This is a genomic window from Pseudofrankia coriaricola, from assembly GCF_032027725.1.
Classification (GTDB): Bacteria; Actinomycetota; Actinomycetes; order Frankiales; family Frankiaceae; genus Pseudofrankia.
In genome coordinates, this window is the sequence record NZ_JASNFO010000088.1 from 25351 (window position 1) to 37611 (window position 12261).

The following is a 12261-nucleotide window of genomic DNA, read 5'->3' on the forward strand; positions in this document are numbered from 1 at the left end:
GCCCACCTGAACCGGTTGGTGTGTCCTGCCCGGACGTCGGGATGGCCGAAACGCCACCTCCGCAGCCCGCGGCCGTGGTCGCGACGAACAGCGCTACCAGCGGCACAGCGAGCGCCAACCACCGTGGACAGCCCTGTCGGATCATGCGGTCTCCCGTCCCCACCGAGCGTCGGCTTCCGGGAAGCGAGGCGCCCGGGCGGCCCGCGGTTCCGCCGATTATGCAGGCATCTTTCTGCATACGTCAGGTGGGATGGAACGGCAAAATGCTTTGCCGGGTGACCATCGACCCTCGACACTGGCCAGGTGACGCGAGGCCGGACGTTCAGCGCGGTGGTGACCGCGGGCGACGACTGCCTCGGGACCTGCGGTCCCTTTCCGGCGGACACCCCGTGGTGGGCCGACGTCGAACCGGTCGTCGCCCGGCTGCGCCAGGAGCTCGGCGCGCCGGTGCTGGTGCTGCGCCTGCCAGGCGTCGACGGCGGTGACGGTGCCCGCCATGGACATGTCCGCTACCACGTCGAAGCCTTCGGCCGGCCGAATACCCGGCGGCTCACGCCCTGGCCCGGCGACCAGCCAGGCGACCAGGACGAGCTGGCCGGGCACGTCGCGTCGCGGGCGAGCTGGGCGACGCCCGACGGCCTCGCCGAGATCCTGAACTGGGCGCGGGTGGCGCTGGCTACCGCTGGCCGACCGGCGGGCGGGCCGGCGGAGCAGGTCAAGACCTGGAACCTGGCGGGGCTGTTCCGGTTCCCGACCGCGCGGGGGCCGGCCTGGCTGAAGACCACTCCCCCGTTCGCCGCCCCGGAGGCCGCCGTGATCGGCGCCTTCGGACGGGTGGACCCCGAGCTGGTACCGCGCGTGATCGCGGCGGACCCCGCCGCCGGCCGCATGCTGCTGGAACACGCGCCCGGCACCGACAGGTGGGAGGCGTCACCGGCCGCCATCCGCGCGGCCGTCGGCCAGCTGGTGGCCGCCCAGGCGGTGCTGGCCCGCGACCCCGCGGCGCTGCCCCGCGGCCTGCCGGACCGGACCATGCCCACGCTGGTCGAGCAGGTCGCGAAGCTGCTCGACGGTGAGACGGGCGGCGAGCTCGGCCCGGACGATCTCACCGCCGCCCGCGACCTCGCCGGACGCCTGCCCGGCCTGATGGCGGAGCTGGCCGCCTGCGGGCTGCCGGACACCCTCGTCCACGGCGACCTGCACCCGGGGAACTGGAGATCGGACGGGCGGCGCACGACGATCCTCGACTTCGCCGACAGTCATGTGGGCAATCCGGTCCTCGACGGCCTGCGTCTCCGCGACTTCCTGACCGACCACGTGTCGGCGGCGTACGCCGCCGACACGTGGGTGACGGCGTGGAAGACCGCATGCCCGGCAGCGACCCGGCCCGCGCGCTGGCCGTCGCCGCGCCCCTCGGCCAGCTCTCCTACGCGGTCAGGTACCAGGAGTTCCTGGACAACATCGAGCCCAGCGAGCGCATCTACCACGCCGGTGACCCGGCCGCGACCGTCCGTGCCGCGCTGCGCGAGGCCTCCGCCGTCGCCACCACCAGCGCCGCCGCCACCAGCGCCGCCGCCGAAGCATGACGACGGGAGAACCGGAGCGGGTGGACAGGTCGTCCAGGACTTCCTCGGACTACGGTCCGCTCTGTTCGCTGGTCTACCAGCTCGACAAGCCCGTCGGGACGTCCTCTGGCGATGTCGAGTTCTACCGGGACCTGCTGGCCGGGACTTCCGGCGAAATCCTGGAACCGGCGGTCGGGACCGGCCGGATACTCATTCCCCTGCTGCAGGCGGGATTCCGGGTACGCGGGTTCGACCCCTCGCCCGCCATGCTCACGATCTGCCGCGACAACTGCGCCGCCCACGGGCTGGACCCCGTGTTGTTCGAGGCCGACCTGGTGACCTTTCAGGAACCGGCCGCCTTTGCCGCGGTCGTGATCCCGACCGGGTCGTTCGCATTGGTGACCGGCCGTGAGCGCGCCGCCCAGGCCTTGCGCAACCTCCGGGAAAGCCTGCGGCCGGGCGGGCGGCTGATCGTCGACGTCGAGCCGCTCGAACAGTCCACCAGCCCTGGGCCGTTGCGGCACTGGTGGCTCGGCGACGAGATGCTGACGCTCAGCTCCCTTCCCCCGGCGCAGCCGGAGGAAGGCGTCGTGAGCAGCTGGCTGCGCTACGAGCGCTGGCGCGACGGCCGGCTGGTCGAGACCGAGCTGCAGAACTTCAGCCTCCAGCGGTACGACCTGGACGGGTTCGCCGCCCTGCTCCGGGAGGCCGGCTTCACCGCCGTCACCGTGCACGCCGACTACCAGGCCGGGCTGTCGCCCACACCGGACTCCCATGTCTGGACGTTCGTGGCGACCGCCTGACCGCCAGCGGCACGCGATAACCACACCACGCGGATCGGGTGGGATCGTCGGAGTCCCGGCTCCGAACAGAACCGCGCCCCCGGCCGCAGCCATCCATTCATCGGTTATGGCGCCTAGGAAGCCGAGATCCACCCCACAGGCCATGGCCGGACCCGGGCCGACGCCATGCGCTCAGTCTCCGTCATCGGGTTCCGGTCATCGGGTCGCAGGCGGTCCTGACGGCACGGCGGGCGCCGCGGGCGCCGGTGGCCGTCGACGCAGTGAGCGCACCGCGAGAAACGCGAGTGGCCCGGTGACGAGGAGAATGGCCACGATCTTTGCCAGGGCCAGGGCCATCAGCGTGGAGCGGGTCGTGCCGAGCGGCAGGAGGTCGTTTTCGAGCACGGTCGTCGTCTGGGTAGCCAGCATCACCGGAGCGAGTATCGCGAGGGCCAGCGCCCAGGGTGGGCCCTCGCTCGCCGACCGGCGAGCGTGGCCGCCGAGGCAGACAACGGCGGCAGTCAGGAACGGAAGGGTGTAGATGAAGGAATCGTCGAGCGGGAGCCCGCCATGGAAGCTGGTGACCTCCACACCAAGAATGCCGGCAAAGAGGGCCGCATAGGCGGCCAGCCACCACGCGGGGCGCCGGACCAGCGGGGCGTCGCGATGAAAACCGGCGAGCACGGCAAACACAGACGCGGTGTTGAGCAGCACCTCTGCGGCGAGCCCGCTTACCTGGACGGCGACCGGCGGCGAGCTGTCGATGAGTGCCGAGACGTTCGCGACGGCGTTCAGCAGCGCGGGCACGACGGCGACCACGGCCAGGCCTTGAGCCACCCGTCGATACCCGAGCAGGAGAGCGACGAAGGCCGGTATCCAGACGAACCCGCTGGTCCACAGGTCGCGCCAGCCGGTATGGAAACCGAACGCGACGGCGAAATCGGGCGGTGCGAGCCCGGGGATTCGCCCATTCAGCCACAGCATGTTCGCCACGGCGAGCGTCGCCGCCACCGAGTGGACGAGCAGCCCGGCGAGAGCGATCAGCCGGACCGCGTCCCCCCAGACCAGATCCCTGGGCGAGGCGCCCGCCCCGCCCAGGTGGGAACGGACCGCGTCGAGACGCAGGCGCACGGCCAGGGCGACCACACTGGCGATCTCGGGCCAGCTCGGCCGCGCGATCTCGGCGAACTCGGGATCGTCGGACTCCGGCACACCGGATAGGAAGGTGTCCACCATGTCGTCCTCCCACGCCTGCCGGTAGGCACGGGGCAGGAGCCTCAGGACGGCGCGGTAACGCTGTTCGAGCATGTTCACGCGGAACCGCCGGCGCTCGCGGCGCGCAGCGCGCGCAGCCGCCGCGAGGCGACGTCGGCGTTGGCGGTCTGGCGCGCCACCTCCGCGGCCAGGGCATCGGCTCCCTGCTCGGTAAGCCGGTAGTACCGACGCAGCCTGCCCTGTTGGATCTCTTCCCGATCCAGCCCGACCAGGCCGTCGGCGACGAGGCGATCCAGCACCCCGTAGAGCGTTCCGACCTTGAGATGCACCCTGCCCTGGGAGAGCTCGCGGACCTCGGCGACGATGCCGTAGCCGTGACACGGCGCACCCACCAGCGCGGTCAGGATGAAGAACGCGGGTTCGGTCATGGTCCGTCCGGTTACCATGCCCGATATATATCGGATTACAGGATATTAGGCAAGGCAGGGGTTCGACGGGAGCCCGTCGGCCTTCTGCGCGAGAACAGCGCCCCGGCCGTCAGGCCTCGGCTTCGAGAATCACCACGCGAGCCCACGCGGGCGGATCTCCAGGACCGCCGGTCTGGGCGCCGTCGCGCAGGAGGCCGGCGACGACGCGCACTGACGCCGTCCTGGTAGTCCGGACCCACACCTCGAGACATGGCTCACGTCAACGCCACGTGGCGGCTGCGCGACGCCGGCACGCGACGCTCTCCGGCGAGCCACCACATCAGAAATATTGGTTAACTGCCATCCGCCGACGCAGCTCCGAATATGTTTGTGCCAGCGATGCTCAGAACGGGGATGCGATGAGCGGTGGCGGCCCTTCCGGCGGAGGCACTCCGCCCGGCGACAGCGGAGACGGCCCTTCCGGCGGAGACGGCCCTTCCGGCGGAGACGGCCCTTCCGGCGGAGGCGCTCCGCCTGGCGACAGCGGAGACGGCCCTTCCGGGGGAGGCGCTCCGTCCGGCGGGGGCTTTATCCGTCGACTGTCTCGGTCCGAGCAAATTATTGCGGCCATTGCCGGCGCGGTCATTTCGGGCATCTTCGCGCTCATTGCTCTGCGCCTTGCCGGTGGCCAATCCGAAAGTCCGCAGCCGACGGGAACCGCTCAGATATCTCCGGTCAAACTGACCCACGCGCGCGGCAGCTCAGGTATTCTTATTACCCGAACGCCGATTCCCGCAGGATCGCGACCCTCCCTTCCGACATCGATTTGCGACTCAGAAGAGACGGTCCACGCACCTTCGGCTGTCGATGCGATCTCCAATGTCGAATACGTTAACATTCAAGTACTGGACGATGTCGTCGTCAATTTTGGCCGAACGAATGTCAATCTGATCTCCCGGCAACCACCACTGGACGGTTCAGAGGTCGTCTGCAGCGGCGGGGCCATATTTCCAGTCGTATTGAGAATAAATCTGGACGCGAACCCTCCCACCACAGAATACACGAGAAGCAACTCCGACGGGGGAGAGATATCCACCTCGCCGTCACTTCAATTGAATCTCAGCAAGGGCGACACCCTGTCCCTCCTCATCTCGGCCACCACGGATCAGTACGTCAAATGGAGTGGCTCTATCAGCTACTTCGTAGACGGGAAGCCGGAGAACTTCACTCTCGGGGTGCACGAGGTAAGTGGCACTTCGGCGGCAAAGAACAGAGATTCTTACCTCGTGAAAAACGGGGCCTGGGTAACCGAAAAAGAATTCGAGGAAGATCTTGTTTCGCAGAATTCCTCCGGGTAGGTCGTTCGCCGATTGGCCGCCCGCGGCCGGCCAGCACGCACCGGCATCGACGCCTGGAGGACGAATGGGGCTCCGCCCATGCCCCGGCCCTCTCGTCTCAGGAGGAGGTGGCCCGACCGCGGCGTCACCGTGTGCCGGGCGTCATCCAACGGGGTGAGCCACCCGGCGCGCCAGGCGGCCAGCCCGCCTCCACGTCCGATTCATCCGCTGTTGCCGCGGCCCGCCTACAGTGGCCCGGGGAGGCGCGATGGACACCCGGCTGGAGCTCAAGCAGCTGATGTACTTCCTGGCGGTCGCGGACGAAAGGCACTTCGGGCGGGCCGCCGCCAAGCTGTTCATCGGCCAGCCCACGCTGAGCCAGCAGCTGCAGCGCCTCGAGCGCCAGCTCGGCGTGATGTTGCTGGCCAGGACCTCGCACTCGGTGCGCCTCACGCCGGCCGGGGAGGCATTCCGCGTCGAGGCCGAGCAGGTACTGGAACACGCGCAGAAGGCCGTGGACGCGGCGCGCGAGGCCGCGTCCGGCCGGCTGGGCAAGATCACGATCGGCTTCAACTTCGCCGCCGGCCAGCAGGTCCTCCGGCCGACCCTCCGGCGGCTCAACAAGGACTATCCGGAGTTGTCGACGATCCTGTGGGAAGGCCTGAGCGGCCCGCAGCTCACGGCCGTGTCCGACGGCAAGATCGACATAGCGCTCATCTACGCCGCCACGCCGCCCAGGCCGCTGCTGGCCCAGCGGGTCTCGACCGCCTCGCTCGTCGCAATGGTGTCCCGTCACCATCCCTGGGCCGACCGCGAGCAGGTCGACTTCGGCGAGCTCGCCGACCAGCCGATCGTGCTCCTGCGCCGGGAACGCAGCCCCGCCATGCACGACACCGTGTTCGCGGCGGCCGAGCGCCGCGGAATCTCCCTGACGGTCGCGGCCGAGGTCGAGGACAGCGGGGCGACGGCGATGATGGTGGAGACGCTGCAGGCGGTCGCCTTCGTCTCGGATACCCGGCCCCGGCGGCCCACCGACGACCTGGTCGCGATGCCGATCGTCAACCCGGTCCCCCGGGTCGACGTGCGAGCCATCTGGCGCCAGGATTCGCGGCCGGCCGTCGGTGCCTTCCTCGCCAGCCTGGCCGCGGTGGCGCCGTTCCCCTCGCCGCTCGGTGAACGGGAAGGGCACGCCTTCGCCCCGGCGCCCGAAGGCGAGTAGCGCGAGCGGCGCTCGCCTTCGGGCGCCGGCACCGGTCCGGCTCGGGCTCGACCGAACACCTCGGCCGCGTCAACCGTGGGCCGCCAGTTCGTGCGTGGCCGTCCAACCGTCGCACATCGTCGCGACCAGGTTCGTCGAACCGACGGCGCGGAGGTTAACAACTCGAAATCTGGTTCGCGATCGACCGATCGTCGATCTGTGATTGAAGGCCGGTTTCCCCGCTGACACCATTTCCCCGGAACCGACCGGCCGAGGTCGGCTTGAACCCGATCGGGAGAAATGGGACCACACATGCGGTTGACCGTTTTGGGCTGCCGTCAGGGAATGCCCGCGGACGGCCAGGCCAGCTCCGGTTACCTCGTCTCGACGGGGAGGACCAAGCTCCTGCTGGACTGCGGCCCCGGCGCGGCCACTGCGCTCAGCGCGCTCACGCACCCGAGCGAGCTGGACGCGATCATAATCAGCCATCTTCACGCGGATCACTGCTACGACCTGCTGACCCTGGGCAAGACGTTGCTTTCCGGCCGCCTCCGCGACCCGAGACTTCTTCCCACCCTGCGCGGCGCGGCGCAGGTCGAGTGGCCTCCGGTTCCGCTGTACGTGCCGAAAGGCGGCCGGGCCAGGCTCGATATCCTCGCCTCGGCCTTCCCGGTCCCGTCGTTTCCCATGCTGGACCGGTCTTTCGATGTCGCGTTCGTGGTCCACGAGTACGAGCCGGCCGACGCGTTCACCGTCGGCGACTGCGCGATCAGCATGCACGGGTTGAACCACTCACTGCCCAACTGCGGGACGCGCATCGAGAGCCCGGAAGGATCGTTCGCCTTCACCGGGGACACCGCCTACACGCCCGATCTCGTCCCGCTCGCCCAGAACGTCGATCTGCTCCTGTCCGAGGCGACCCTCGAGGAGCCCGACGTGACCTCGCACGGCCACCTCTGCGCGGCCGAGGCAGGCGACGTGGCCGCCGCCGCCGACGTGCGGCAGCTCGTTCTGACCCACTTCGTCACCGCCGACGAGACCTGGCTGAAAGCGCGCAAGGCGGACGCCGAGCGCGCCTTCCGGGGACCGGTCCACCTCGCCGCCCCCGGCCGCACCTTCGATGTTCGTCCCTCGGGAGGGGTTCGTTGATGAGGGGCCAGCCGATGAACGCGGAGCACGCGACCGGCGGCCGGCGGCGGTCGCTGACCGCCGCGGTCGCCCTGATCGCCGCGGCCACGGTGGCCCCCCGCCCATGCTCCCCGTCGCCGGGCTCAGGCCCCGGTCATCGGCGAGGTCTGGCTGGCCGGCCGGCCGCGGGGGGAGCGTGGCGCGGTCGGCGTGGCACGAATAGACGATCTCGACCGAACCGCCGGGCAGGGGCCTGGTGCTCTCGAACGTCAGCCCGGCGTCGGGCGAGAGCGCCGGAGTGAGTCGGAGACCGGCTCCGAACAGCAGCGGGACAACGACCAGTTCCAGCGTGTCGAGCGCGCCGAGGACGCGGAACGCATTGATCGTGCGCGGTCCGCCGATGAGGTGGACGTCCCCGCCGCGGTTCGTCGCCCGGATCCGCTCGAGCAGCCGCGCCGGGTCGCTGTCGGCGACGACATCGCTGGGCGTGCCGGGCGGTAGCTGCGAGCCGAGTACGAAGACGTCGAGGCCCGGCCAGGGCCACCGGTCGTTGCTCAGCGCCGGCTCGAAGGTCGTCCGCCCCATCAGCGCCGCCTCGCAGCCGACGAGGAACTCCCTGATCCCGTGGCTTTCCCCGCTGACGAACGCCGGGTCGGCCGTGTGCGCCGGCCACCCGGTCGGCGTCGTCACGAATCCGTCGACACTGATCGCCAACCGCGCCCGAATCCTCATCCGCGTCTCCATTCTGGATCGACTCCGGCCGCCCGCCGCGGCCGTCCCATCCTCTGGTCGGAGCCAACCTCACGATCTCGACACGCCGCGGACGCGGTCGAGGTCCTGGTCGACCCCGCGGACGCGTCACCCGCGGACGCATCGCCCCGCGGACGCTTGGCCAGGGCACAGCGGATGCCGCCAGCACGACCGGTCAGCGCTCACTCAGCGTGGCCGTGTGTGGGGATTGCGTGGTCGGGTAGTTCTGGCATCGAGGGGAGACGGATGTCGAGCTGCCCGACCTGTCTGGGACCGCACACCGAGGTTCGTGAACCGAGCGCGGCCGTCATAGACCTGCTCGAGCTGCTGCGGCGGCGGATGCGGATGGATTTGGCCGGTCTCGGCCGGCTCGACGGGAACCTGCTCATCATGCAGGAGGCCAGCGGCAACGCCCGCATGTTCGGGCTGGCGCCGGGGTGCAGCATGCGCCGCGAACAGGGGCTGTTCGGCCGTGTCCTGACCGGCGAGCTGCCGTCGCTGATCTCGGACACCCACCGCGACCCGCGGACGGCCAACGCCGCCTCTGTCCTCGAACTCGGCATCGGCGCATACGCGGCGATGCCGGTATTCGACGCCGATGGGGCCGTCTACGGTGCGGTCGGGTGCCTGAGCCGGGAGCCGCTGCCCTTCCTCGGGCCCCGCGACATCCGGTTCCTGGGCCTCCTGGCGGATTTCCTCACCGAGTATGTGAGCGACCTGCACGGCATGTGGGAGGCGCGCAGCCGGATGTGGCGCCGCGTCCATGACCTGATCGACGGCGGCGGCCCGCAGATCCACCTTCAGCCCATCGTCGACCTGCACTCCGGCCAGGCCGTCGCGGTAGAGGCACTGTCCCGGTTCCCGGACTCCACCCGCCCGGGATCGCTGTTCGCCGACGCCGCGGCGGTCGGTCTCGGCCCCGAGCTGGAGACGACCGCCGTGCACCGCGCCCTGGCTTTGCTCCCGGATCTCCCTCCCTACGTGCGGCTGGAGGTGAACGCCTCGCCCACGACCGTGACCAGTGGGCTGATCGACGTCCTCCTCTCCACCGGCGCCCCGAGGCGCCTCGCCCTGGAGATCACAGAACATGAGTACGTCGACGAGAACCACGACCTGCTCGCCGCCCTCGCCATCCTGCGGGGTCATGGGGTGCACATCGTCATCGACGACATGGGCACCTGCTACTCGGGCCTCCAGCTCCTGCTCCAGCTACGCCCAGACGTGATCAAAATCGACCGGTACATCGTCCGCGGCATGGCCACCGATCCCGCCCACTGGGCCGTCGCCGAAGGCCTCGCCAGAATCGCCCATGGCATCGGCGCGCAGGTCGTCGCGGAAGGCATCGAATCCGCCGCCGATCTCACCGCCGCACGCACCGCCGGCATCGACTACGGCCAGGGATTCTTCCTCGGCCGCCCCACCGCCGACCTCGACACCGCCTGCCTGGTGACCCGGCCGGCCCTCGTGCCCGCCGGCCAGAGCTGACAGCCCGGCAGGGACTGTTCTGTCAGGACCCGGTGACGCGGACGGCGCCGTCACGCGAACGGCGCCGTCGCGTGGACGGCGCCGGTCCGCGGGAACTGCCGGTCACGCGGGCACGGAGCTGGGCGTCGCCTCCGGCTCAGCGACCAGCGGCAGCGGCCGCGGCCGTCCCGGCAGTGCGGACGCCGCGAGGGCACCGGCCCAGCAGACGGCGGCGCCGACGATGCACCCGATGTGGAACGCCGACAGGAACGAGCTGTGGACGGCGTCGACGAGCGGCCCGCCGCCGGCCCGCGTGGCCACGTCAAGGGCCGCGCCCACCGACGAGGTCGCCTGGGCGAGGAGCCCGGCGGGCAGCTGCGCGAGGCTGGAGTCGCTGAGGTGGCTGACGAAGATCGAGGTGTAGACGCTACCCACCACGGCCACGCCGAGGGTGCCGCCCGCTTCCCGGGTGGCGTCGTTGATCGCCGAACCGACGCCGGCCTTCGCGGGTGGGAGGACGGAGAGGATGGACTCGGTGGCCGGGACCTGGGTGAGGCCGAGACCGAGGCCCATCAGCACCATCTGTCCGACGATCAGCAGGTAGCTCACATCCAGCGGCGACGCGGCGATCCAGGCGAACGAGCCGCCGAGCAGGGTGAGCCCGGTCATCACGACGGGGCGGGTGCCGAACCGGGCCACCAGCACCGGTCCGGCCGCGGAGCCGGCGGCGATGGTGCCCGCGACCGGCAGGATGCGCACACCCGTGGACAGCGGGCCATAACCGCGCACGAACTGGAAGTACTGCGTCACCAGGAAGATGAAGCCGAACAGGGCGAAGAAAGCCACCGTGACCGACATGCTCGCGGCGGTGAACGCCCGGGTGGCGAACACCGACACGTCGAGCATCGGGTGCGCCACGCGGCGCTCGATCATCACGAACACGGCGGCGAGCACGGCGGTCGCGGCGAAGCCGGCGATCGTGAGTGGGGCATGCCAGCCCCGGTGCGGCGCTTCGATGATCATGTAGACGAGCAGGCCGATCGTCGCGGAGCCGGCGAGCACGCCGGGCACGTCGATGCCGGGAGCCGCCGGGTCGCGCGACTCGGGAACCAGCCAGACCGCGAGCCCCGCGGTGACGATCGCGACGGGTACGAGCGCGACGAACACGCTGCCCCACCAGAAGTTCTCGAGCAGCAGGCCGCCGATGACGGGGCCGGTGGCGACGGCGACGCCGGTGACGGCGCCCCAGATCCCGATGGCCTTGGCCCGCTCGCGCCGGACGGGGAAGGCGTTGGTGATGATCGACAGCGTGGTCGGGAAGATCAACGCCGCGAACACGCCCATCACCGCCCGCGCGGCGGTGAGCTGCCCGGACCCGGTACACAACGCGCCGAGGCCGCTGGCGGCGGCGAAGCCGAGCAGGCCGATGATCAGCGCGGGGCGCCGCCCGAACCGGTCACCAAGGCTGCCAGCGCCCAGCACCAGCGCGGCGAAGGCCAGGTTGTAGGCGTCGACGACCCACTGCAGGTCCCGCGTGCTGGCGCCGATCTCTCGGGTCAGGGACGGCAGCGCGACGTTCACGAGGTTGGTGTCGAGATTGATCGCGAAGGTCGCGAGACACGCGACCGTCAGTACGGCGTATCGGTTGCTCGCCATCCCAGATCCTTAGTGTCGACAGCCTCAATGTTGACAGTGGGTACTTCCGGCATGGTGGACCAAGGAAGTTACCTGTGTCAACATCTAGGTGATGCCTTACCACCACGGGAACCTGCGCGAGGCGCTCATCGCCGCCGCCGCGGAGCTCGCCGCCGAGCACGGCCCCGACGCGGTCGTGCTGCGCGAGGCCGCGCGCCGGGTAGGCGTCTCGCACAACGCCGCGTACCGGCACTTCGCCGACCGCGACGCCCTGCTGCGCGCCGTGTCCGCGAGGGCCATGACCGAGTTCGGCCGGCTGGTGGCCGATCGGGTCACCGAGGCGGCCACCGGCGACAGCATGGAGGCCGCGATGGCCCGGCTCGAGGCATCGGGGCGGGCCTACGTCGAGTTCGCCACGACGCGCCCCGGGCTGTTCCGCATGGTCTGCATCTGGTCGCTTGGCAGCATCACCCCGGACGATGACGTCCGCCATCCCTACGTCCAGCTCTCGGAACGCCTCGACGAGCTCGTCGCCACCGGGGCGATCACCCCTGCCCGGCGCCAGAACGCCGAGATCGGGGCCTGGTCGGCGGTGCACGGCTTCGCCATGCTCGTCCTCGACGGCCCGCTGAGCGCTGCCTCACCCGCCGAGCGAGAGGTCGGCCTCGCCGAGGTCCTCCGCATGGTGCGCGAGGGGATCTAGTGCCGCTTCAACGAACGTTCGCCCCGCGGCCTGCTCCAGCAAGTCAAAGATCAGTCAGAGGGGGCTGCATCCCGTCG

Annotated in this window: 10 protein-coding genes and 2 pseudogenes; 8 read left to right on the forward strand and 4 right to left on the reverse strand. The window is 70.4% G+C overall.

Annotation, left to right across the window (positions count from 1 at the left end; all coding sequences use genetic code 11):
* Positions 1 to 834: 834 nt before the first annotated feature.
* From QOZ89_RS36620 to QOZ89_RS36630, 3 genes and pseudogenes are all read left to right on the forward strand, one after another.
* Positions 835 to 1284: pseudogene (locus tag QOZ89_RS36620) on the forward strand (aminoglycoside phosphotransferase family protein); the annotation flags it as partial.
* A 71-nt stretch (positions 1285 to 1355) separates the two neighbouring features.
* Positions 1356 to 1586 carry a hypothetical protein gene (locus QOZ89_RS36625; RefSeq protein ID WP_241842122.1) on the forward strand — a complete coding sequence of 77 codons (231 nt, stop codon included), beginning with the start codon at positions 1356 to 1358 and terminating at the stop codon, positions 1584 to 1586.
* Positions 1587 to 1606: 20 nt separating this feature from the next.
* Positions 1607 to 2368, forward strand: a complete 762-nt coding sequence (locus QOZ89_RS36630; RefSeq protein WP_071051862.1) for a class I SAM-dependent DNA methyltransferase — start codon at positions 1607 to 1609, stop codon at positions 2366 to 2368.
* Positions 2369 to 2563: 195 nt separating this feature from the next.
* Here QOZ89_RS36630 and QOZ89_RS36635 read toward each other — a convergent pair whose 3' ends face one another.
* Positions 2564 to 3661 carry a hypothetical protein gene (locus QOZ89_RS36635; protein ID WP_312628480.1) on the reverse strand — a complete coding sequence of 366 codons (1098 nt, stop codon included), beginning with the start codon at positions 3659 to 3661 and terminating at the stop codon, positions 2564 to 2566.
* On the reverse strand, positions 3658 to 3990 hold the full coding sequence (locus QOZ89_RS36640) for a PadR family transcriptional regulator (protein ID WP_071051860.1): 333 nt from the start codon (positions 3988 to 3990) through the stop codon (positions 3658 to 3660). Before QOZ89_RS36640 ends, QOZ89_RS36635 begins: the two co-directional genes overlap by 4 nt.
* Before the next feature lie 269 nt (positions 3991 to 4259).
* Between QOZ89_RS36640 and QOZ89_RS36645 the strand changes: the two genes are divergently transcribed.
* The 3 genes from QOZ89_RS36645 (at position 4260) to QOZ89_RS36655 (ending at position 7653) form a co-directional block, all read left to right on the forward strand.
* On the forward strand, positions 4260 to 5327 hold the full coding sequence (locus tag QOZ89_RS36645) for a hypothetical protein (RefSeq protein ID WP_312628481.1): 1068 nt from the start codon (positions 4260 to 4262) through the stop codon (positions 5325 to 5327).
* 247 nt (positions 5328 to 5574) lie between these two features.
* Positions 5575 to 6525: a LysR family transcriptional regulator gene (locus QOZ89_RS36650; RefSeq protein WP_071051859.1), complete on the forward strand. Its 951-nt coding sequence runs from the start codon at positions 5575 to 5577 to the stop codon at positions 6523 to 6525.
* Positions 6526 to 6816: 291 nt separating this feature from the next.
* On the forward strand, positions 6817 to 7653 hold the full coding sequence (locus QOZ89_RS36655) for an MBL fold metallo-hydrolase (RefSeq protein ID WP_071051858.1): 837 nt from the start codon (positions 6817 to 6819) through the stop codon (positions 7651 to 7653).
* A 294-nt stretch (positions 7654 to 7947) separates the two neighbouring features.
* On the opposite strand, the pseudogene QOZ89_RS36660 reads toward QOZ89_RS36655, so the two are convergent.
* Positions 7948 to 8376, reverse strand: a pseudogene (locus QOZ89_RS36660) (dihydrofolate reductase family protein); the annotation flags it as partial.
* 252 nt (positions 8377 to 8628) lie between these two features.
* Between QOZ89_RS36660 and QOZ89_RS36665 the strand changes: the two are divergent.
* Complete coding sequence (locus QOZ89_RS36665; protein ID WP_312628482.1) at positions 8629 to 9867, forward strand: sensor domain-containing phosphodiesterase; 1239 nt, start codon at positions 8629 to 8631, stop codon at positions 9865 to 9867.
* A gap of 102 nt (positions 9868 to 9969) precedes the next feature.
* On the opposite strand, the gene QOZ89_RS36670 is transcribed toward QOZ89_RS36665, so the two are convergent.
* A complete protein-coding gene (locus QOZ89_RS36670) occupies positions 9970 to 11502 on the reverse strand; it encodes an MFS transporter (RefSeq protein ID WP_312628483.1) in 1533 nt (510 codons plus the stop codon).
* Between the two features lie 91 nt (positions 11503 to 11593).
* Between QOZ89_RS36670 and QOZ89_RS36675 the strand changes: the two genes are divergently transcribed.
* Complete coding sequence (locus QOZ89_RS36675) at positions 11594 to 12184, forward strand: TetR/AcrR family transcriptional regulator (RefSeq protein ID WP_071051854.1); 591 nt, start codon at positions 11594 to 11596, stop codon at positions 12182 to 12184.
* Positions 12185 to 12261: the final 77 nt, after the last annotated feature.

Excerpts from the sequence above, each read along its gene's own strand:
- QOZ89_RS36640 (WP_071051860.1), bottom strand. The coding sequence starts at position 3,990 with ATGACCGAACCCGCGTTCTTCATCCTGACCGCGCTGGTGGGTGCGCCG.
- QOZ89_RS36650 (WP_071051859.1), top strand. The coding sequence starts at position 5,575 with ATGGACACCCGGCTGGAGCTCAAGCAGCTGATGTACTTCCTGGCGGTC.
- QOZ89_RS36655 (WP_071051858.1), top strand. The coding sequence starts at position 6,817 with ATGCGGTTGACCGTTTTGGGCTGCCGTCAGGGAATGCCCGCGGACGGC.
- QOZ89_RS36665 (WP_312628482.1), top strand. The coding sequence starts at position 8,629 with ATGTCGAGCTGCCCGACCTGTCTGGGACCGCACACCGAGGTTCGTGAA.
- QOZ89_RS36670 (WP_312628483.1), bottom strand. The coding sequence starts at position 11,502 with ATGGCGAGCAACCGATACGCCGTACTGACGGTCGCGTGTCTCGCGACC.
- QOZ89_RS36675 (WP_071051854.1), top strand. The coding sequence starts at position 11,594 with ATGCCTTACCACCACGGGAACCTGCGCGAGGCGCTCATCGCCGCCGCC.